Origin of the sequence: Kribbella pittospori, from assembly GCF_004331465.1 — a bacterium.
GTDB classification, from domain to species: Bacteria; Actinomycetota; Actinomycetes; order Propionibacteriales; family Kribbellaceae; genus Kribbella; species Kribbella pittospori.
Genome location: NZ_SJKB01000025.1, coordinates 72,052 through 91,379 on the forward strand (window position 1 = coordinate 72,052; position 19,328 = coordinate 91,379).

General features: G+C 67.5%; 20 protein-coding genes. 11 read left to right on the forward strand and 9 right to left on the reverse strand.

Annotated features, from left to right (window positions below; genetic code table 11):
- Positions 1 to 72 precede the first annotated feature (72 nt).
- Positions 73 to 1,398 (forward strand): NAD(P)/FAD-dependent oxidoreductase, encoded by a 1,326-nt coding sequence (locus E0H73_RS41910; RefSeq protein ID WP_131366237.1) that lies wholly within the window; start codon positions 73 to 75, stop codon positions 1,396 to 1,398.
- Positions 1,399 to 1,506: 108 nt separating this feature from the next.
- Here the strand turns inward: E0H73_RS41910 and E0H73_RS41915 are convergent, their stop codons facing one another.
- Positions 1,507 to 2,640, reverse strand: coding sequence for a glutathione-independent formaldehyde dehydrogenase (locus tag E0H73_RS41915; RefSeq protein ID WP_131366239.1), 1,134 nt, complete (start codon positions 2,638 to 2,640; stop codon positions 1,507 to 1,509).
- Between the two features lie 210 nt (positions 2,641 to 2,850).
- On the opposite strand from E0H73_RS41915, the gene E0H73_RS41920 reads away from it, so the two are divergent.
- A complete protein-coding gene (locus tag E0H73_RS41920) occupies positions 2,851 to 3,033 on the forward strand; it encodes a hypothetical protein (RefSeq protein WP_131366241.1) in 183 nt (60 codons plus the stop codon).
- Positions 3,034 to 3,168: 135 nt separating this feature from the next.
- Here the strand turns inward: E0H73_RS41920 and E0H73_RS41925 are convergent, their stop codons facing one another.
- Positions 3,169 to 3,720, reverse strand: coding sequence for an adenylate kinase (locus E0H73_RS41925; protein ID WP_131366243.1), 552 nt, complete (start codon positions 3,718 to 3,720; stop codon positions 3,169 to 3,171).
- Positions 3,721 to 3,852: 132 nt separating this feature from the next.
- Positions 3,853 to 4,002 (reverse strand): hypothetical protein, encoded by a 150-nt coding sequence (locus E0H73_RS47695; RefSeq protein ID WP_238164616.1) that lies wholly within the window; start codon positions 4,000 to 4,002, stop codon positions 3,853 to 3,855.
- 21 nt (positions 4,003 to 4,023) lie between these two features.
- Between E0H73_RS47695 and E0H73_RS41930 the strand changes: the two genes are divergently transcribed.
- Complete coding sequence (locus E0H73_RS41930; protein WP_238164617.1) at positions 4,024 to 4,284, forward strand: aldo/keto reductase; 261 nt, start codon at positions 4,024 to 4,026, stop codon at positions 4,282 to 4,284.
- Positions 4,285 to 4,302: 18 nt separating this feature from the next.
- On the opposite strand, the gene E0H73_RS41935 is transcribed toward E0H73_RS41930, so the two are convergent.
- Both E0H73_RS41935 and E0H73_RS41940 read right to left on the reverse strand, forming a co-directional pair.
- On the reverse strand, positions 4,303 to 5,148 hold the full coding sequence (locus tag E0H73_RS41935) for an alpha/beta fold hydrolase (protein ID WP_131366247.1): 846 nt from the start codon (positions 5,146 to 5,148) through the stop codon (positions 4,303 to 4,305).
- Between the two features lie 33 nt (positions 5,149 to 5,181).
- Positions 5,182 to 5,877, reverse strand: coding sequence for an alpha/beta fold hydrolase (locus E0H73_RS41940; protein WP_131366249.1), 696 nt, complete (start codon positions 5,875 to 5,877; stop codon positions 5,182 to 5,184).
- 136 nt (positions 5,878 to 6,013) lie between these two features.
- Between E0H73_RS41940 and E0H73_RS41945 the strand changes: the two genes are divergently transcribed.
- The 5 genes from E0H73_RS41945 to E0H73_RS41965 all read left to right on the forward strand — a co-directional run bounded on the left by E0H73_RS41945 (position 6,014) and on the right by E0H73_RS41965 (position 13,785).
- Positions 6,014 to 8,788, forward strand: a complete 2,775-nt coding sequence (locus tag E0H73_RS41945; RefSeq protein ID WP_131366251.1) for a helix-turn-helix transcriptional regulator — start codon at positions 6,014 to 6,016, stop codon at positions 8,786 to 8,788.
- Between the two features lie 83 nt (positions 8,789 to 8,871).
- Positions 8,872 to 9,903, forward strand: coding sequence for a response regulator transcription factor (locus E0H73_RS41950; protein WP_131366253.1), 1,032 nt, complete (start codon positions 8,872 to 8,874; stop codon positions 9,901 to 9,903).
- A 104-nt stretch (positions 9,904 to 10,007) separates the two neighbouring features.
- Entirely contained in the window at positions 10,008 to 11,111 is a 1,104-nt protein-coding gene (locus E0H73_RS41955) for a TIGR03118 family protein (RefSeq protein WP_131366255.1), read from the forward strand.
- Between the two features lie 60 nt (positions 11,112 to 11,171).
- A complete protein-coding gene (locus E0H73_RS41960) occupies positions 11,172 to 12,689 on the forward strand; it encodes a GMC family oxidoreductase (protein WP_131366257.1) in 1,518 nt (505 codons plus the stop codon).
- A 142-nt stretch (positions 12,690 to 12,831) separates the two neighbouring features.
- Entirely contained in the window at positions 12,832 to 13,785 is a 954-nt protein-coding gene (locus tag E0H73_RS41965) for a helix-turn-helix domain-containing protein (RefSeq protein ID WP_131366259.1), read from the forward strand.
- On the opposite strand, the gene E0H73_RS41970 is transcribed toward E0H73_RS41965, so the two are convergent.
- Both E0H73_RS41970 and E0H73_RS41975 read right to left on the reverse strand, forming a co-directional pair.
- Positions 13,765 to 14,463, reverse strand: coding sequence for a peroxiredoxin-like family protein (locus E0H73_RS41970; RefSeq protein WP_202867853.1), 699 nt, complete (start codon positions 14,461 to 14,463; stop codon positions 13,765 to 13,767). The two genes, E0H73_RS41965 and E0H73_RS41970, sit on opposite strands and share 21 nt — an antisense overlap.
- A 9-nt stretch (positions 14,464 to 14,472) precedes the next feature.
- Complete coding sequence (locus E0H73_RS41975) at positions 14,473 to 14,841, reverse strand: enolase C-terminal domain-like protein (protein WP_131366261.1); 369 nt, start codon at positions 14,839 to 14,841, stop codon at positions 14,473 to 14,475.
- Positions 14,842 to 15,013: 172 nt separating this feature from the next.
- Between E0H73_RS41975 and E0H73_RS41980 the strand changes: the two genes are divergently transcribed.
- Positions 15,014 to 15,751, forward strand: coding sequence for an alpha/beta fold hydrolase (locus E0H73_RS41980; protein WP_238164618.1), 738 nt, complete (start codon positions 15,014 to 15,016; stop codon positions 15,749 to 15,751).
- 21 nt (positions 15,752 to 15,772) lie between these two features.
- Here E0H73_RS41980 and E0H73_RS41985 read toward each other — a convergent pair whose 3' ends face one another.
- Positions 15,773 to 16,450: an HXXEE domain-containing protein gene (locus E0H73_RS41985; RefSeq protein ID WP_131366263.1), complete on the reverse strand. Its 678-nt coding sequence runs from the start codon at positions 16,448 to 16,450 to the stop codon at positions 15,773 to 15,775.
- Between the two features lie 301 nt (positions 16,451 to 16,751).
- On the opposite strand from E0H73_RS41985, the gene E0H73_RS41990 reads away from it, so the two are divergent.
- Complete coding sequence (locus E0H73_RS41990) at positions 16,752 to 17,246, forward strand: CinA family protein (RefSeq protein WP_131366265.1); 495 nt, start codon at positions 16,752 to 16,754, stop codon at positions 17,244 to 17,246.
- A 143-nt stretch (positions 17,247 to 17,389) separates the two neighbouring features.
- Positions 17,390 to 18,628: an MFS transporter gene (locus tag E0H73_RS41995; RefSeq protein ID WP_202867854.1), complete on the forward strand. Its 1,239-nt coding sequence runs from the start codon at positions 17,390 to 17,392 to the stop codon at positions 18,626 to 18,628.
- A 209-nt stretch (positions 18,629 to 18,837) separates the two neighbouring features.
- On the opposite strand, the gene E0H73_RS42000 is transcribed toward E0H73_RS41995, so the two are convergent.
- Positions 18,838 to 19,164: a hypothetical protein gene (locus E0H73_RS42000; protein ID WP_131366269.1), complete on the reverse strand. Its 327-nt coding sequence runs from the start codon at positions 19,162 to 19,164 to the stop codon at positions 18,838 to 18,840.
- Between the last annotated feature and the right edge of the window lie 164 nt (positions 19,165 to 19,328).

The window sequence follows — 19,328 nt, forward strand, 5'->3', positions numbered from 1 at the left end:
TCGGCGAGTCGGTGCGGAGGACTACGTGAAGTGGGGATGCGTCACGATCACCGTGTTGCCAGTCTCACCGCCATGACATCAACCTCGCCACGCATCGTCATCGTTGGCGGCGGGTTCACCGGCCTGTTCTGCGCGCGTCGGCTCCAACGCCGGCTCCGCGGCGAGGCCGAACTACTCTTCGTGACCCCGCGCAACTTCATGACCTACCAGCCGTTCCTTGCCGAAGCCGCGACCGGGACTGTTGAGCCGCGCCACGTCGTCGTTCCCTTGCGCCGAGTGCTGCCCGGGGTAGAGGTGCTCAGCGCTCGCGCCACCCGAGTTGCGCACCTGGACCATCGCGTGACGGTCCAGCCGTCGGAAGGCCCTTCCTATGACCTCTCGTACGACCATCTGGTGGTAGCAGTCGGCGCGGTCACACGTCTGCCGCCCGTTCCCGGCCTCGAGGAGTGCGGCATCGGCTTCAAGAGGATCGAGGAGGCCATTGCCTTGCGCAACCACGTCCTCAGCAGGCTTGACCTCGCGGAAACGACGCATGATCCGGAGGTACGCCGATGCGCCCTGACGTTCGTCGTCGTAGGAGGAGGCTTCGCCGGGATCGAGGCGCTCGGCGAACTCGAGGACATGACCCGCTCCGCGTGCCGCTACTACCGCCATGTCAGGCCCGCCGACCTCCACTGGATGCTCGTGGAGCTCACCGGACGGATCCTTCACGAGGTAGGAGAGGATGTGGGCCGCCGCGCCGCCGCAGAGCTCAGCCGACGTGGCATCGACCTGCGCCTGAACACCCGGCTGGAGTCGGCTGTCGACAGGCGGATCCGGCTCTCCGACGGTACCGAGTTCGACGCCGGCACGCTCGTGTGGACCGCAGGTGTGCAGCCGCACCCAATACTCCGCAGCACCGACCTGGCCCTCGATGAGAAAGGGCGTGTCCGGGTCGGAGCTGACCTCCGCGTGGTCGGCACGGAGGACGCGTGGAGCGCGGGTGACTGTGCCGCCGTCCCTGATCTCACGAACCGGGGAGTGACGACGCCACCCACGGCCCAGCACGCAGTCCGCCAGGCCCGGCACCTCGCTGACAACCTCGTCGCAGTGCTCCACGGACAGTCCGCACGGCCCTATGCCCACCGGTACGCCGGCTCCATCGCAAGCCTTGGCCTCCACAAGGGAGTGGCCGAGCTTTACGGAGTTCGACTGCGGGGCCTACCTGCGTGGGTCTTGCACCGTACCTACCACCTGACGCAGATACCGACCATCAACCGCAAGGCTCGCATTGGGCTGGACTGGGCGCTGGCGTCACTGTTCCGTCGCGACCTGGTCTCGCTGGGTGGAGTACGCGAAACGAGCGGTTCCTCCGAAGGAACCGAAGTCAGGCCCCACGAGCACGCCGCCACACACTGACCGCCAAGCCACATCGGCCAAGGAAGGGTCGGCGTCCACCCGCGCGACACCACCGGCCCCGCACCGGCTGCTGGTGTTGGAGGTCAGGAGCATCGCTGTGCTTTACCCCTATGGGTGCAGAAGCACTTTGGTGTAGCCCTCGACGCGTTTGTCGAACTTCTCGTAGGCAGTGGGTGCCTCGTCGAGGGGCAGCTCGTGGGAGACGACGAAGCTCGGCGCTGCGCGGCCGGTGATGATGAGATCGCGGAGTTGCCGGTTGTAGCGCTTCACGTTGCATTGCCCGGTGCCGATGCGCAGGCCCTTCTCGAAGAGCTTGCCGACGGCCACCAGGAGCATCCCTTGCTTTGCGGCCTCGTCCGGCGCGCCGGGGTCGGCCGGTACATAGAGCCCCGGCACTCCGAGCCTTCCGGTCGCTCGAACGGACTGGATCAGCGCGTTGAGGACCACGGCGGGCTCCTCGCGGCCCCCCGCGGAAGACTGGGCCTGGTAGCCGACGGCGTCGATCCCCTTGTCGGTGCCCTCGCCGTTGGTGTGCTCCTTGATCTGTTCGACCGCGTCAGCCTGCTGGAAGTTGATCGGGATGGCCCCGAGGTCTTGAGCCTTCTGCAGCCGTTCGGGTACCCGGTCGACGACCAGGACCCTGGAGGCGCCCCGGAGCAGCGCGGAGTAGGCGGCCATCAGGCCGACCGGTCCGCCGCCGAACACGGCGACGCTCTCGCCCGGGGAGACCGCGGCCAGCTCGCAACCGTGGTAGCCGGTCGGGAAGATGTCGGCGAGCAGTACGAAGTCGGACTCGTGCTCGGTGCCCGCGGGCAGCTTCAGACAGTTGAAGTCGGCGTAGGGGACACGCAGGTACTCCGCCTGGCCGCCTTTGTACGGGCCCATGGCCACGTACCCGTATGCGCCGCCGGCGAATCCGGGGTTCACGGTCAGGCAGTATGCGGTGTAGCCGTCGACACAGTTCTTGCAGAAGCCGCAGGCGACGTTGAACGGCATCACGACACGATCGCCCTGCATGAGTGAGGTGACCCCGGACCCGACCTGCTCGACGATGCCCAGGTTCTCGTGCCCGAAGACGATGCCGGGCTCGGCCGCGGTTCGCCCCTCGTACATGTGCAGATCCGAACCGCAGATCGCGCTCGTCGTGATCCGTACGATCACGTCACTCGGGTGCTCAATCCGCGGATCCTCCACCTCTTCGATCGCTACCTGGAACGGTGCTTTGTAGACAACAGCCTTCATGTCGGGCAACTCCCATCGATGCAGACCTCTGATTCGACGCGCGGCCGTCTGCTCCGGGACCGGTCCCGAGCGAAAATCCGACTCTGCAGCGTGTAGAAGCGGCGGGATCGCTCACAGCCAGCATGCGCTCCACAAAGTAGACTGCCGGGAAGCCGCGAGGGTCATCCCTCATGTGGCTAGTGTCATCCCCCCACAGGTGAGGAGCAGCAGATGTGGCGGCGGATCGGGACCTTGCTCGTTTCCGTCCCAGGCCTGTCAGGTGTCGTGTACCCGCCGGGGACCAGTGTCCTGATCACGGGCCGTGGGGCGAGTGTGGATGCGTTCGTCGGCACTGACTGGCTGCCATTGGCATGGTGGGAGTTCGCCGAGGGTGGATCCGAGCCAGGCCAGTGACTGCCGGGCGGTAGACCACCGGCCCCTTCGATTTGCCGCAGCAGGTAGATCTCAGGCACTGGGATTTCGTGCCTTCGCCTCTCCTGGCCGCGGGCGGTCGATCGGGGCTTAGTGAACCTGGGCTTTGAGCGGCCTTCACGGTTCTAGGGCGGCCAGGATATCTTTCGTCACGTCGTCGACGTCCTGGCTCGCATCGACGGTGTGCAGAAGCCCCTGACCGCGGTAGTAGTCGACCAGCGGCTTGGTTACCTCGTCGAAGACCCGGAGCCGGCGGTGGACGACGTCCTCGGTATCGTCGCTTCGGCCTTCTGCCTGCGCTCGAGCCAGGGTGCGCTCGATGAGCACGTCGCGAGGTGCATCGAGGAAGATCACCACGTCCGGCCCGGGTCCTGCTTGTTCGGCCAGGGTGGCCTGGCTCACTGAACGGGGGAAACCCTCCAGGATGTAGCCATTGCGCTGCGCGGCCGCGAGTACTTCGGGCAGGATCAGATCGATCACGAGCCGGTCTGGGACGAGCTCGCCCCGGTCAAGGTAGGGGGCGATCTCCTTGCCCAGCGGTGTCCCGGCCGTCGCCTCGGCGCGCAGCCGGTCGCCGGCTGCGATGTGCTCCAGACCGAGACGCTGGGACAGCCGGTCGCCCTGCGTGCCTTTACCCGAGGCCGGCGCACCTATCAGCAGCACATTCATGATCGGGCACCACCTACTTGTGGGCGTTCCATTGCGCTCTGGGGTCAGCATACTTCGATGCCTGTTCTAGGCGGCGCCGCCAAGCAAGTGTGCCGACCCATGTGGCAGACGGCGCTGATGCGCGCGGGTGGCTCAGCCTCGGCCGTTGATGTTGGACGTGACCTTGAAGTTGGCGTCGAGCTTGACTGTGATCTCGGTTCCGTCGGCCTTGGTCATGTGGACCTCGTACTTCGCACCGTCGGACTGTCGAACGTCACCCTCGACCAGGTACGCCGCACACACGCGCGCGGACCCGTCGCCAGTGTGTCGAACCTGTTCAGCTACAGCGACCAGAGCGACACGGCGACGCTCGACTTCTGCACGGAGCGCGGGATTCCCTACCTGGCCTTCGGACCGATCGGGTACGCCGCGAACGACACACCTCCCGCGCGAACCGGGCTGACGGCCGCGCAGACCCGTCTCGCGTGGCTCCTCGACCGCTCGCCGGTCACAGTGGCGATCCCCGGCAGCAGCAATATCGACCACCTGGAGGCCAACATCGCGGCCGCAGCCCGCAGCTCCTGAGCGCCCGGCACCGGCAGGTCAGGAGGTTGCGTTGGCGGCCTCCCGGATCAGGTCTGCGGTGGTCTGCGGGTGACTGATCATTGCGACGTGGGACGAGGTGCGCACCTCGACGACCTTGCGGAAGTTTGCACGGCTGTACATCCAGCGCTCGCATGCGGGCGGGATCGCCTTGTCCCGGCCGGCGACCAGTCCCCATGACGGGATGCTTCGCCATGCGGCCGCCTGAGTCGGATAGATGAAGGAGTCCGCGTCGAATGGCCGCTGGGTTGCCTGCATGATTCGGAAGGTGTCGGTGGGCACGTCGGCGGCGAAGGCCGCTTGGCCGTCCGTGCTCAGGTAGAGGTCGATCCCGGTGGTGCCGTCGGGCTTCGTGTAGGGAACCCCCACGCTCACAGGCTCGATGAGGCTCCCTGGGAACTTGTTGATCAGCTCTCCTTGCGTCTCGCCTACGTCGGGCGCGAACGCGGCGATGTAGACCAGCGCCTTGACGTTGGTCTTTCCGGCTGCGGCGTTCGTGATGACGGTTCCGCCCATGGAGTGTGCGACCAGCACGACCGGCCCGGTGATCGAGTCCAGCAGACTCCCGATGTACGGCGCATCGGTGGGGATGCCCCGCAGCGGGTTCGACCCCGCGATCGTAGTGAAGCCGTCGCGCTGCAACTTCTGGATGACTGCGTTCCAGCACGACGAGTCGGCGTACCCGCCGTGGACCAACACGATGGTCGGCTTGACCTTCGGCTTGGCGGCCTGAGCTGTGGCAGCGGGCGCCGCGTTCGCTCCGAGTGGACTGGCTATCAGCGCAGCCGACCCAGCCGCGGCCGCACCGGCCGCCAGCACCTGGCGGCGAGTGACGTTGGTACCCATGGTGAACTCCTGCCTCTTGCGGGGATGCGTGCGTCAGCCGAGGGACTGGACGGCGGTGTGGATGAGGTCGGCGACGGCTTGGGGTTGGGAGACGTAGACGGAGTGGCTGCCGGAGACCTCGCGGACGGTCGCGCCGGCGCGCTCGGCCATCTGACGCTGGGCCGGCGGCGGGATCATCCGGTCGTCGGCGGCGACCAGGTACCAGCTCGGCTTGGTCCGCCAGCCGGGTTCGGTCACCGAGCCGGCGAGGGCGTCGACGCCCCAGGGGATCTGGGAGTCGGCCATGAACGCGGCTTCGTCGACGGGCAGGTCGCCGGCGAAGGAGTCGTGGAACTTGTCCCGGTCCAGGAACAGGTAGCCGTCGCGCGGCGGCAGGATCGGCGGCACTGGCGCACCCGCGGGCGGGTCGGCGATCAGCGTGTTCACCGACTCACCCTTGTCCGGCGCGAATGCCGCGATGTAGACGAGTCCGGCGACGCGGTCGTCGCTGCCGGTCTCGGTGATGACGGCACCGCCGTACGAGTGGCCGACGAGGATCGCGGGGCCGTCGACCTCGTCGAGGACCTGCTTGGTCGCGGTCACGTCGCCTTCGAGCGACACCGTCGGGTTCTGCACGATGAGGACCCGGTGCCCTTGCGCGCGGAGCCGGTCGTAGACGCCTCGCCAGCCGGAGCCGTCGACGAATCCGCCGTGGATGAGCAGTACGGCGGGTTGGGTGGTTGCGTTCATGGCGTGCCTCCTGGGGTTTGGGCTGATGTCTGGTGACGCTAGGGGTTGGACTGCTCTCACGGCATGAGGGAAAACCCTTGGCAAGGTGCGGCCCCGACCCTCGATCTGGGGGTGTGGGGTGCCGGATGATGACCTGATGGATGAGGGGACGGCGGCCGCCTACGGCCTGTTCGGCCGTGAGGACGCTGTGCGATTGGTCCGAGATGTGCTGGACCGGGGCGGCAGCGCGGTCGCGATCGCGGAGCCTGGTCTTGGCAAGAGCAGCCTGCTGAAAGTGGCGAATCAGCTGGCTCAGCGGCGGGGACGGCGGGTGCTGTCGGTCATGCCGACCCAGTTCGACCGTGGTCTGCCGTTCGCGGGGTTGGCCGAGCTGGTGAATCAATGCGCGGAGGGAGTCGAAGACCGGCTGCCGGGCCCGCAGCGGCGTGCACTGGCGGTGGCTCTGCAGCGAGCCGAGCCCGATGAGCGCGGGGTCGATGCCTTGGCCGTGCCGCTGGCGGTTCGGACTCTTCTCACGCAGCTCGGTGAGGCCGAGCCCGTCACGCTGATCGTCGATGATCTGCAGTGGCTGGATCAGGCCAGCGTCGGCAGTCTCGCGTTCGCGTTACGCAACGTCGACCCGCGGCGCATCAGTGTCGTCGTCGCATCGAGGCCCGATCCGGACGCGGGTGCGGATCTGATTCGGGTGCTGGCCGAGCCGCGCCAGGAGCTCGTTCTGGCGCCCTTGCCGGATTGGGCGATTGGGCAACTACTGCGTCTACGGCTTGGGCGGCGGTGGACCCCGCCGATGAGCGCCGGGGTGGCCCGCGCCAGTGGCGGGAATCCGTTCCTGGCGCTGATGATCGCGCAGGCGATGCAATCCGACCTGTCGAAGTGGCGCTGGGGTGCCCAGCAGGGCAGCGATCCGATCTTCCCCATTCCACCGAGCCTGGCAGGCCTGCTGGCCGAGAAGGTTTCGCTGCTGCCGGAGGACGCTCGCGAGGTGCTGTTGCTGGTGTCCGCGGCCGGGCGGCTCACGGTCGCCCAGTTGCAACGGATCGTCGAGGAAGCCCGGCTGCGGTCGGCCCTCGAGGCGGCGAGCGACTGGGACGTGGCGACGGTCGGCGCGGGGGCGGTGGTCGCGTTCACCCACCCGCTGCTGGCGTCGGCGATGTACGACGGCGCCGCGCCAGAGGATCGGCGTCGTACCCACAGAGTTCTCGCCGAGAAGCTCGAAGATCCGGTCGAGCGGGCACGGCATCGTTCGAAGTCGATCACGGCCCCTGACGAGATGGTCGCCGCTGAACTCGAACGCGCGGCCGAGATCTCGCGCGGCCGCGGTGCCCAGCAGTTGGCGGGGGAGCTGCTGGAAGCGGCTGCGCTGGCCACTCCGACCGATATCGAGACCACCGAGAGTTTGCGGCGCTGGCTCCTGGCCGTGGACATCTATCTCGGTGCCGGCGATGCGTTGGCGGCGCGGGCGGCATTGGAGAAGAGCTCGGCTCTGGCAGGTTCTCCGGCGCAGCACGCGCAGGTGCTGCTGAGGCAGGGGCGGTTGGCTGATGACTTGCGGGATGCACGGCCCCGCGCCGAGGACGCGTTCAGACTCGCATCGGCAGGCAGCGAGGCCAGGGCAGAGATCCTGCAAGAACTCAGCGAGTACCACCGGATGGAGGGCCACGGCAGGCTCGCGCTGAGACTGACCCAGATGGCGGTCGCCGAAGCGGTCGCGCTCCAGCGTCCGGACATTCAACTCGTGGCCCTGAACCAACGGCAGAACCTCGAGCGCCTCTGGGGATTGGATCGACCGGATGAGACGTTGCGCGAGATCGAGGAGCTGGTGGAGGGCTCGGCGCTCGAGCTGTCTGCCGCGGAATGGGCGTGGGCCCGTGGCTTCCACGCATCCTGGGACGACGAGTCGGCCGAGCGATACACCCGCGACGGCATCGTACGGACCATCGAGGTCGGCAGGTACGGCGATCTGTCCGGCCTCTACATCTGTTTGATCCTGAACCTCATCCGGGGCTCGAAGGTGCGCGAAGCCCGAGCGGCTCTCGATGAAGCGGACCGGTCGGGGGCGTGGGCGAACGGTCGCGGTCTGCAGGAGAACATGGCCCGGATCCTGATCCACGAGTACGCGGGCGACCTGGACGAGGCTCGCGCGTTGGCATTGGGCGCGGCGGCGCGGTCGAGAGCCAGCGGGCTCACGTACTGGCTGGCCGGCTTCCTGGCGCAGGTGGGATTCGTGGAGACCTCGGCGCGAAACTGGCAGGCGGCGCTCGAACCACTACGTGAACTCGCGCAGATCTTCGCCAGTACCAAGATGGTCGACCTGGAGCAGTTGTTGTGGCCGGTCGACTACGCCGACGCTGCACTCCAGGTCGGTGCCCTGGACGAGATCGAGACAGCGGTCTCGCTGCTACGGCGCCAAGGCACAGCCGGCAGGTCTGAGGCCCACGTCGCAGCCGACCGCTGCCAGGCCCTGCTCATGGCCGCACGCGGTGACGTGGACGGAGCCTTGGCCGAGCTTCGCCGGATCGTCGATCTGAAGGGATCCGAATGCCCCTTCGAAGCCGGCCGATCGCGGCTTGCCCTCGGGCAGGTCTACCGTCGCGCCGGGTACAAAGGGATGGCCGTCGAGACGCTCAACGCGGCCGCGGCGGTGTTCGAGGAGTTGGGCATTCCGCGCTGGGCCGAACGAGCCCGCGACGAAGCGAGCCGCAGCGGGCTCCACCCCACCACGAGCGCGCTCACCGAAACCGAACGCCGGGTCGCCGAGCTGGTCGGCGCCGGCCGCTCCAACCAGGAAGCCGCCGCCGAACTCTTCCTGTCGGTGAAGACGGTCGAAGCCAACCTGACCCGCGTTTATCGCAAACTTTCCGTCCGCTCCCGAACAGAACTCGCGAACCATCTGAACAAAGAACTCCTGTGACTTGATACCTGCTAGCAGGTATCCACGGTGGGGGTCAGCTGTAGATCTGTGATGGGCCATGAACCGATCGCTTCCATTCGTTCGTGTTCGGAGTGATGCTCACAACGACGTATGCCGCAGCCCGGGAGACGTTGCGAAGGCTTGGCCGGAGCAGTCTCGATCCGCAGAGTTATTTGGATGAGGTATCGGCGCTGGTACGCCGTACGGTTCCGCATGATGTCTCCGGGTGGATGACGCTGGATCCGGACACGTTGCTGTCGAGTGGCACGCTGGTGGCGCAGAAGTCGCCGGAGCTCGATCGCGCCTTATGGCGCAGTGAGTTGGAGCCTGACGGCGATGTGCACAAGCTGGCTGAGCTGTCGGTGCACCCGTCGCCGGTCGTGGCGCTGCATGAGCTCGATGATGCGACCGTGGCAGAAAGCCCACGCATTCAGGGGGTCCTTCGCCCGGCCGGGATCGGCGACGGGCTGCGGACGGTACTGCGCGTCGGTGGTTCCACCTGGGGCCACGGCGCGATCTACCGCGAGGCCGGCGCCCGCGACTTCGACCGTGCCGAACAGGAGTTCCTTGCGGCGATCGCCGAGGATATCGGTGAGGGGCTGCGGCGCAGCCTGTGTCAGCGGCCGGAGCCCGGCCTCTCGATGGTCGTGCCGAGTGTGCTGGCCTTCGATCTCCAGGGCCGGCAGGTCTCGGCGACCGCAGAGGCGAGCAGGCTGATGACGCTGATGCCGGGTGACGCCACCTCGACCCTGTACGCCGTGGCCGTCGGGGCCGGACTCCGCGAGAGCGCATCGGCCCGCGTGCGCCTGGCCGATGGTCGCTGGCTGCTGGTCCACGGCGGGCGCATGCACGGCGGTCCGGACGAGCCTGCGCGGGTGACGGTCACACTGCTCCAGGCCCCTCGGCCCGATCTCACCTCGCTGCTGCTGCGCCTGCACACCCTCAGCGCTCGTCAGCGCGAGGTGGCCGGCCTACTGATCAGCGGCCTCCGGACGGCCGAGATCGCGGCGCATCTCCACATCGCGCAGACCACTCTCCACGACCACGTCAAGGCGATCTTCGTCAAGTTCGGCGTTCAGGGCCGCGCCGAGCTGATGGCCATCCTCTCGGACTGATTCCCCTAGCTGGGGGATTCTGCCGCCCGGCGTGTTGATTGAGAGTTGAATCAACACGCCGGCTCATCCGATCGGCCGGCAGATCCGAAGGAGAAGACAGCTCCATGATCGCAAAGCGTCTCCCCGCGCTGGCCGCGGCCGCCGTGACCTCGGCCACGCTGGTCGCAGCCGGAACCGCCGTCGCCGCGCCCGCCCGTCACCCGTACGAACCTGCGCAGCAGCGGCACGGCGTCACCCAGACCAACCTCGTATCGGACGTGCCAGGAATGGCACAGATCACCGACCCGAACCTGGCGAACGCCTGGGGAATGTCTCACGGTCCTGACACCCCGGTGTGGGTGTCCGACACCGACACCGGCGTCTCGACGCTGTACACCGGCGCCGTCAACGGCAGCCCGGTCGCGACCGCCCCCGCGGGCAAGCAGTTGGTGGTCAAGATTCCCGGTGGCCTGGTCACCGGCCAGACCTTCAACAGTGCGTCGTCCGGTTTCGTCGTACCCGGCACCAACGCGCCGGCCAACTTCGTGTTCGCCACAATCGGCGGGACGATCGCCGCCTGGAACGGCGCGGCCGGCACCCAGGCGGTCACTGTCGCCACCACGCCCGGTGCGATCTACACCGGCCTCACCGAGGTGCAGAGCAAGTTCGGTCCACTGTTGCTGGCGGCAAACTTCCACAACAACAGCATCGACGTCTTCGACTCGTCGTTCCACAAGATCAACGCGCGCGGCATGTTCCGTGACCGGTCCCTGCCGCGCGGCTTCGCGCCTTTCAACGTGCAGGTTCTCGGGAACTCCGTCTACGTCGCGTACGCCAAGCAGGACGCCGACAAGGGCGACACCGCGGACGGCGCCGGGCGCGGCTTCGTCGACCGCTTCACGACCATCGGTACACACCCGCAGCGGGTCGTCTCCCGCGGAGCGCTGAACTCGCCGTGGGGACTGGACATCGCGCCGGCGAAGTTCGGCCGGTTCTCCAACGACCTCCTGGTCGGCAACTTCGGTGACGGCACGATCCACGCCTACAACCCGCACACCGGCCGGTTCCTGGGCACCCTCACCGACACCAAGGGTCACGTGATCAAGATCGAGCGCCTGTGGAGTCTCCTCAACGGCGACGCCGTAGCCGGCGGTCCGAACGCGGTCTGGTTCAGCGCCGGCCCCGACGCCGAGATGCACGGCCTCCTGGGCACCCTGACCGCCCGCTGACAAAGGCAGTTGGTTCCGGCGGTGACCTCCACCGCCGGAACCACTCCAGGAGGAATCGAAATGCGTAGTTATGAGTACGTCGTCGTGGGTGCTGGTACGGCGGGGTGTGTGTTGGCGGCTCGGTTGTCGGAGAGCGGCGAACCGGTGTTGTTGCTCGAGGCGGGTGGGGCGGAGCCGCTGGAACTGATGGCGGTTCCACCGGCGTGGCCTGCGTTGATGGGGTCCGCGGCCGACTGGGCGGATCAAACTGTGCCTCAGCAGGTGACGGGAGCGCGGGTGCCGTGGCCGCGCGGCCGCGGGCTGGGCGGGTCCTCGTCGATCAACGCGATGAACTTCGTCCGCGGGCATCGAGCCGGGTACGACGCCTGGGCCGAGGCCGGCGCGAAGGGCTGGGGATTCGACGATCTGCTGCCGTTCTTCAAACGGAGCGAGAGCACCAAGGGGCGCGATCCCGCGCTGCGTGGGGTGGACGGCCCGCTGATGCCCGGACCCGCCGTACAACCGCATCCGATCTCGACGGCCGGCGTGGCGGCGGCGGCACAGTCGGGGTATCCGATCGCGCACGACATCAGCGGCGGCCTGGAGGAGGGCTTCGGTTTCTGCGACCTGAACATCGTCGACGGCCGGCGCCAAAGCGCGGCCGATGCCTATCTCATCGCGGCGATGAGCCGGCCGAACCTCACCGTGGTCACCGGTGCGCTGGTACGGCGGTTGCTCCTGGACGACAACGGGTGCAGGGCAGTGGAGTACGACGTGCGCGGCGAGACGTTCGTCGCCGAATGCACGGGGGAAGTCGTCCTTGCTGCCGGCGCGGTCGGCAGTCCGCAGTTGCTGATGCTGTCCGGCATCGGGCCAGCGGATCATCTGAAATCCCTTGGTATCAAGGTGGTTGCGGACCTACCGGGCGTCGGGGCGAACCTGCACGACCATCCCCTCTGCGGCGTGGTCTACCAGTCTGCCGAGCCGGTGCCGCCGGGGCTGAACAACCACGGTGAGGTCCAGGGCATGCTGAGTACGGGGATCGGTGAGCATGGTCCGGATGTGCAGGTCATGTTCGTCGACGTACCGCTGCGCGAGGACTCGTTGCCTGGCCCCGACATCGGTCACGGCTACTCGATCATGGTCTCGCTGGTGTCGCCGTACAGTCGTGGTTCGATTCGCTTGGCTGGCAGCGATCCCGATGCCCGACCGGTCATCGATCCGGCGTACTACAGCGACCCGCGTGACCTCGACATCGTGGCTGAAGGTCTGCGCACCGCCCGCGAGATCGGCGCCGCGCCGGCCCTCGGCCGGTGGCGGGGGAGCGAGGTGCTTCCGGGCGCCGAAACAGACCTGTACAGGTACATCCGCACCAATCTCCGGAGCTACTCGCACTACGCGGGAACCTGCGCCATCGGGATCGACGACCGATCCGTGGTCGACCGGAGCCTGCACGTCCACGGCATCCGCAACCTCCGGGTCGCCGACGCGTCAGTCATGCCGTCACCGATCTCCGCCAACACCAACGCCACCGTCTACGCCATCGCCGAACGAGCAGCCGACCTCATCCGGCCACGCCGAAGGACAGCCGACGGATAGGTAGCCAGTGCTTGAACCGCTCTGCAGGTGTTCGGGCGACCCCGCACTGCGGCAGCTCTTGACGACGGCCGCCTCCCGGCACAACGCGAACACGAAACAGATCGCCCTCGCCTCGCGCGCATCGGTGGGTACGGTGGAGGTCGTGGATCAGGAGCGGCAGTGGAGTATGGCGGAGATTCCACTGCGGGACCGCTTCGGCGCGTGGTGCGAGATTCTGGCCAGTACTCATCTGGCGTTCGCCATCGACATGGTGCGTGGTCCGCAGCAGAACTTCGCGGCAGATGTGCGGGAGAACCAGCTGGGCGAGATGTCGCTGCTGAGGACGTCGGTGTTCCCGCACCGCGGGCGGCGTACCCGACGGCAGGTGACTGCGAACACCCGTGACGTGATCGGGCTGCACTTCATCGAGTCCGGGCGGCAGGCCGTCGACCTGGACGGTGAACGCGTCGTACTCGGGCCGGGCGACGCGATGATCTGGGACGGCGCCGCCACCGGCGGCTACGAGATCCTGGAACCGTTGACCAAGACGACCCTGATCGTGCCGCGCTCGGTGGCCGCGACGGCGCTGCCTGGGTACCGCCGTTCGTTCGTCCAGACGTTGCCGGGGGACCATGCGCCGACGCGGTCTCTCGTCCAGGTGCTGTCGGTGCTGAACGACCAACTGCCGACGATGAGCGACGGCGCCCGCGCGGCGTCGGCATTGCTGGTCACCGAACTGCTGAGACCGCTCGATCAACTACAGACCGGCGGTACGGAACCGCTCCGGCCGTGGCCGGCCTTGCAGTTGCGGGAGCGGGTGCTCGACTACATCGACGCCAACCTCGACGACCCGAAGCTGAGCCCGCCGGTCATCGCCGCCGTCCACTCGGTGTCGGTGCGAACCCTCTATGTCGCGATGGGCGGGCTCGGGATCAGTCTGGGCGGTTACATCCGGCACCGACGGCTCGCCCGCAGCTACGACGACCTGCTCTTCGGGTCCGATCCGGTCGGCGTGGTGGCGCGGAGGTGGGGGTTCGCCAGCCCTGCGCATTTCAGCCGGGTCTTCCGGGAGCGGTACGGCGTGGCGCCGGTTGTGCTACGTCGGCAGCGCGGCTAATGCGGCAATCACATGAGCTGGATCGGCACGGTACATGTAGTTGGGAACGGCGTACGCGAACCTGATGACGCCGGCGGAATCCACGACGAAGGTGGCGGGGACAGGTAACGTGTGCTCGGTCGTGCCGTTGTAGCGCGGAATCGGGTGTCCCAATCGGGCGTACGCCTGGCGCAGGTATTCCGGCAGTTCGAACACCAGACCGTAGCTTCGCGCCACCAGCAGTCCGGGATCGGTGAGTACCTCGTACGTCAGGCCGTTCTGCTCGATCATGGCTGTCGAGTTGGTGGGCGTCATGCCCGAGATCGCGACCAGTGCCGCACCGTGTTCGACGATCTGCGGCAGCGCCTGCTGCAATGCCCTCTGCTCCAGGTTGCAGAACGGGCACCAAACGCCGCGATAGAAAGAGATCACCACCGGTCCGCGGGCGAGGAGATCCTCGAGGGAGACCTTGTCGCCGGCCGCGTTCGCCAGGACGAAACCCGGCGCCCGGCTGCCGACCGAGACAATCTCGCCCCCGAGCCCAGATGCGGCCAACGCGACGGTGGCGCGATCCATCGCGGCGGCAACGTCGTCGGGTATCGCGAGATCACGCAACTCGCGCCACCGACCCAACTCCTTGGTCAGATCGAACTGTCCCGCCGGCATGAACTGTGCGAATTCCTCATGATGCTGACTCATGCGACGACGCTAGGCCGCCCACGCACCCCGAACTTGCCCGTCGCCGCACTCTTCTTGCCCACCCGTGCAGCCGAGTCGCCGGTACTGCGCGAATGCGTCGTCGGTGAAGGTGGTCGACGCGTGGAAGGCGCCGGCCCGGATGTCGGCCGGCTCGTGGAACAACTCCTGCAGCCAGGGAATGCACTCGATCATCGGAGCACCGGGATGAGCGACTCCGAGGTGCTGGTGCACCCGCAGGTCACGGAATACCGTCCGGGTGTAGACGTGTTCGCCGACCGCGATCGGGATGCTGGTCGCGTCCGCGATCCGGGCGTGCCCCTCGACGTCATCGGGGTCGATCGGCGTGACGGAGGCGGACTGCAGGCTGCGGATCCTCACGCCGCGCGACGAGTTGCCTGTCCGTCGACAGCCCACCGGGTGGCGGCACGACAGCAACCTGTCAGCTCCCGATCAATGTCCCGACAACATCGGCTGACCATTGAGCAGGCGCTGATCGAGACTCTCCGGACTACAGTCGCCATATTGGTAGACCGTCAACAGAGGAGGGGTGATGAGAATGGCTGCTGAGACGCCGACGATCGTCTTGGTTCACGGTGCCTGGGCCGACGCGACTGGTTTCGACGCCGAGATCCGCGCGCTCCAGGAGCGTGGGTACTCCGTCATCGGGTTTGGCAACCCGCTTCGCGATCTGGCCGGCGACGCGGCGTACCTGGCTGAGTTCCTGCGGACGATTAGTGGTCCGATCGTGCTCGTCGGGCACTCGTATGGCGGGAATGTGATCTCCACTGCCGCCATCGGCAGCGAGCAGGTTCGAGCGCTCGTCTACCTCAACGGCTGGATGTGTGACGTCGGCGAGAGCCAGCAAGAGCTCCTGGAGAGGTTCGAAGGCAGTCTGGTGGGGCCGTCGATCAGGCCCGTTCCGTTCACCAACCCCGACGGGACCGAGGGGACCGACCTCTACCTCGCCCCGGAGGCGTTCCGCGAAGCCTTCGCCGCCGACGTCGATCCCGCGACGGCCGCAGTGATGGCGGCGGCACAGCGGCCGTACGCCGCCGCGGCGTTCGCCGCCACGCCGTCGGCGCCGCCGGCGTGGAATACGTTGCCCTGCTGGTATTTGCTGGGCACTGAGGACAAGGCGATCCCGCCGGCGCTGCAGCGGTTCATGGCCGAGCGTGCGAACGCGACGATCGTGGAGGTCGCGGCGTCGCACGTGTCGTTCGTGTCTCAGCCCGAGGCCGCGACCCGACTGATCCTCCAGGCCGTCGAAGCGACAGCCGACGCCGGCTGAACAGCGTATTCCGACCGGAGGTCAGGGGTGGATGACTGTGTGGATGCGCCGTGTGTACTTCTCGAAGCGGGACAGTTCCTCGGGAGCGAAGGGATAGCGGGAGTTGCGGTCGGACAGGAGTACGAACGTGCCCACCGGCAGCGCGACGACGATCCAGACGATCAGGTAGCCGACGGCGATCGCCCAGTCCGCGCCGGATGCGAGGTCGTTGCGGGTGACCTCGACGATGTACCAGACGCTGAGGACCAGCCAGGGCAGGCAACTGAGCAGGCCGGGGTTGTAGGGACTCTTGGTGGCGACGACGGCTCCGACGCCGTGGATCAGCAGTTCAACCAGGTTGAACAGGATCGGGGCAAGCCCGAGCCAGATCAGGTCGGGGAAGAAGATCGGCACAGCATAGAACGGGTACGCCGCCAGGACGTTGACGAAGACCGAGTTGACCTGGTTGAGGATGTAGCGATCCGACGGACCGCTCTCCTTGCCGAGCCTGGCCGCGATCTTGGGGAACATCACGCGGTTCATGTACGACGGGAAGCCGCCAGGCCAGCCGTACTCCTCGAACTCGTGCACGCACAGCACTGCGAAGCTCAGGAGCAGGATCTGCTGCAGCGTGTCCAGCGAGACCAGCACACCACAAGCCAGCGCAATGAATCCCACCGCGAGACCTACGTCGTAGAAGTGCCGGACATACCAGCGCATCTGCCCACCTCTCCCTGTGCACCCAGTCCGGACCGGGCAACTCGAGGCTAGCAAGGCGGGGCCGCGCGAACATTCACACGCATTGGCAGATCGAGGCGTCGACCTGGCTCGCTATGTGCTGAGCTGGTCCAGTCTTTCCTGTCCGTCCGTCAACGATCAGCGGCAGTGGAAGTTCCGCCGCCTGGGTGGTGGAACTGCTGGCGTGCTTGGAGCGCGAAGGAGAACAGAAGGTCAGGCGTCGCGAATGCTGCCCGACTGTGCCGGTTGCTGATCCGGAACGCTTGGGGTGGAGAATCGCGGAATGGCTGGAGCTGGTGCATTGAGTGGAGAAACCGCGGCGATCGCGGAGCGGATCGCTGACGTCGCTCGTGAGCAGGGCTGGACGGTCGCGGTCGCCGAGTCGCTGACCAGTGGGAGCATCGCGTGCCAACTGGGGGCGGCTCCGGAGGCGAACTCCTGGTTCGCTGGTGGCGTGGTCGCCTATGCCTCGGAGGTCAAGTTCAAGGTGCTGGATGTCAACCGTGGCCCCGTCGTGACGGCACGGTGTGCCGAGCAGATGGCTCGGGGCGTCGCCCGGCTGACGAACGCCGATTTCGCCGTAGCGGTCACCGGCGTCGGTGGTCCCGATCCCGACGAGGGTCACCCGGCCGGCACTGTCTACCTGGCCGTCAGCAGCGGCTCGCACGAGGAATCCGCACACCACGAGTTCGACGGCGATCCGCCCGAGGTCGTCGAACTGGCAACGCTCACGGCGCTCCGCAAACTCCTGACGATGCTCGAGAACGCGGGCCGCTGACCAACGCCGGAGATCTGCGAAGCGGTTCGGACCCGCGGTGATCGCAACCAGACCCTCGATCACGACTGGAGTGCCAACCCAAGCGTCGAGGTGGGTTTCTAAACCCGATGCGGCCGCAAGGGGTGATCGATGATGATGCATCGGTGCGAATCCTCCCGCTGGGCACCGGTCACGACGCCGCCGTCTTGTTGCAGACGCGGGGGATCCGGGCATTCGGCGACGGGATCGTGAGCGTGGTGCTCGCCGGGTACCTCGCCGCGCTCGGTCTCTCGGGCGCCCGCATCGGAGCCGTCGTGGCCGCGACGCTGCTCGGCTCGGCGGCGTTGACGCTCGGCGTCGGGCTGCGCGGCCACCGAGTCGGCCGGCGCCGCCTGCTGCAGCTTGTGTCGGTTCTGATGGTCCTGACCGGGCTCGGTTTCGCCGCGGCGAACGGGTTCTGGGTGCTGCTCGTGGTCGCTTTCGTCGGCACGCTGAACCCCTCGGGCGGCGACGTCAGCGTGTTCCTACCGACCGAGCAGGCGCTGCTGCCGGGCACTGCGCCGGACAGCCAGCGGACGGGCCTGTTCGCCCGCTACACACTGATCGGCTCGCTCGTCGCGGCGTTCGGCGCGCTGTGCGCGGCCGTTCCCGAGTGGATCGCGGCACGAGTCGAAGTCAGCGACGAGACCGCGCTGCGCTGGACGTTCGTCGGCTATGCCGTACTCGGCGCGACGGTACTCCTGCGCTACCGCTCGCTGTCGTCGGCGATCGAGCCTCCGACCGAGGCGCCGGCTGTCGCGCTGGGTCCGTCACGCGGCATCGTGTACCGCCTCGCCGCACTCTTCACGCTGGATGCGTTCGGCGGCGGCTTCGTGCTCACCGCACTCGTCGTGCTGTGGTTGCAGCGACGGTTCGATCTGTCGATCGCCATCAGCGGCGCGGTGTTCTTCTGGGCCGGTCTGCTTTCGGCGTTCTCGTCGCTCGTCGCCGTGCGGATCGCTCGTCGCATCGGGCTCGTGCGGACGATGGTATTCACCCATCTGCCGGCGAACGGCTTCCTGATCCTCGCCGCTTTCATGCCGGACGCGCGGGCGGCGATCGCCGCGCTGCTGGTCCGCTCAGCGCTGTCGCAGATGGACGTTCCGGTGCGTACGTCGTACGTGATGGCGGTCGTCTCGCCGGCCGAGCGCCCGGCAGCTGCGAGCGTGACGAACGTACCGCGCAGCCTGGCGTCCGTGGTGCCGCCCATCCTGGCCGGCTGGCTGCTGGGCCACTCCCCGTTCGGCTGGCCGCTCGTCATCGGAGGCGCGCTGAAGATCTCGTACGACCTTCTACTGCTGCGCACGTTCCGGGACGTCCGGCCGCCAGAGGAGCAAGTCGTCGAGGACATCTCGCAACCTTGACCGCGTACCGCCAATTGGTGGCCTGCTGTCAGTCTGGCGGCTCGATCGGGCTCCCTTGGGTGCCGGGGGTGACGTCTTGTCCCTGCGGTGCGCGGCGGTCGTCCGGGTGTGCTCGGGGCCGGGGGCCTCGTTCAGTTCCGTGTCGCTGACGGTACCTGCGATCCCCATCGCCTGAGGCATCCGCGCCTGTCGGTCGAAGCAGGGTTGCCTCAGGCATCGAAATCTTCAAGTTGGCCGAGCGCTCCAGCGACGCACGAGGTGGCGACCTCAAACTGTTCCGGGCCGGGGATCGTCCGGGCCCTTGGAGCGGGCCGCCTGCGCGCGTTGCTCTGCGCCGGAGGGGCGGGTTTCGGACTCGTCTCCGGCGACGCGGCCGACGAACTCGTCGTTCGCGCCGTGCCGGTCGTCGTGGACGTGGGCTGCTGAGGGTCGCCGCCTTCGGTCCGTGTCATCGCCACGTCCGTGTCGGCCGGCGCGTCTGCTTCGTTGATCGTGTGCGCCAGTCGCCGGCGCTTGAACCGCTGCCAGATCGACATGTGTGCTCCATCGTGGTTGGGCCGTTCCAGGCCGGTGCCTGCGGGAAGGGCCGGTTCAGGGGAGCGGGCGGCCGCCGGTGGCGCCGATGCGTTCGCCGGTGATGTAGGTCGAGTCGTCGGAGGCGAGGAAGACGTACGCCGGGGCGAGCTCGGCGGGCTGGCCG

Bases quoted from the DNA above. Each gene is read 5' to 3' on its own strand.
- E0H73_RS42000 (WP_131366269.1), bottom strand. From the start codon at position 19,164: ATGTCGATCTGGCAGCGGTTCAAGCGCCGGCGACTGGCGCACACGATC.
- E0H73_RS41990 (WP_131366265.1), top strand. From the start codon at position 16,752: ATGGCTGGAGCTGGTGCATTGAGTGGAGAAACCGCGGCGATCGCGGAG.
- E0H73_RS41940 (WP_131366249.1), bottom strand. From the start codon at position 5,877: ATGAACGCAACCACCCAACCCGCCGTACTGCTCATCCACGGCGGATTC.
- E0H73_RS41955 (WP_131366255.1), top strand. From the start codon at position 10,008: ATGATCGCAAAGCGTCTCCCCGCGCTGGCCGCGGCCGCCGTGACCTCG.
- E0H73_RS41910 (WP_131366237.1), top strand. From the start codon at position 73: ATGACATCAACCTCGCCACGCATCGTCATCGTTGGCGGCGGGTTCACC.
- E0H73_RS41915 (WP_131366239.1), bottom strand. From the start codon at position 2,640: ATGAAGGCTGTTGTCTACAAAGCACCGTTCCAGGTAGCGATCGAAGAG.
- E0H73_RS41980 (WP_238164618.1), top strand. From the start codon at position 15,014: ATGAGAATGGCTGCTGAGACGCCGACGATCGTCTTGGTTCACGGTGCC.
- E0H73_RS41925 (WP_131366243.1), bottom strand. From the start codon at position 3,720: ATGAATGTGCTGCTGATAGGTGCGCCGGCCTCGGGTAAAGGCACGCAG.
- E0H73_RS41985 (WP_131366263.1), bottom strand. From the start codon at position 16,450: ATGCGCTGGTATGTCCGGCACTTCTACGACGTAGGTCTCGCGGTGGGA.
- E0H73_RS41935 (WP_131366247.1), bottom strand. From the start codon at position 5,148: ATGGGTACCAACGTCACTCGCCGCCAGGTGCTGGCGGCCGGTGCGGCC.
- E0H73_RS41945 (WP_131366251.1), top strand. From the start codon at position 6,014: ATGGATGAGGGGACGGCGGCCGCCTACGGCCTGTTCGGCCGTGAGGAC.
- E0H73_RS41960 (WP_131366257.1), top strand. From the start codon at position 11,172: ATGCGTAGTTATGAGTACGTCGTCGTGGGTGCTGGTACGGCGGGGTGT.
- E0H73_RS41970 (WP_202867853.1), bottom strand. From the start codon at position 14,463: ATGAGTCAGCATCATGAGGAATTCGCACAGTTCATGCCGGCGGGACAG.
- E0H73_RS41920 (WP_131366241.1), top strand. From the start codon at position 2,851: ATGTGGCGGCGGATCGGGACCTTGCTCGTTTCCGTCCCAGGCCTGTCA.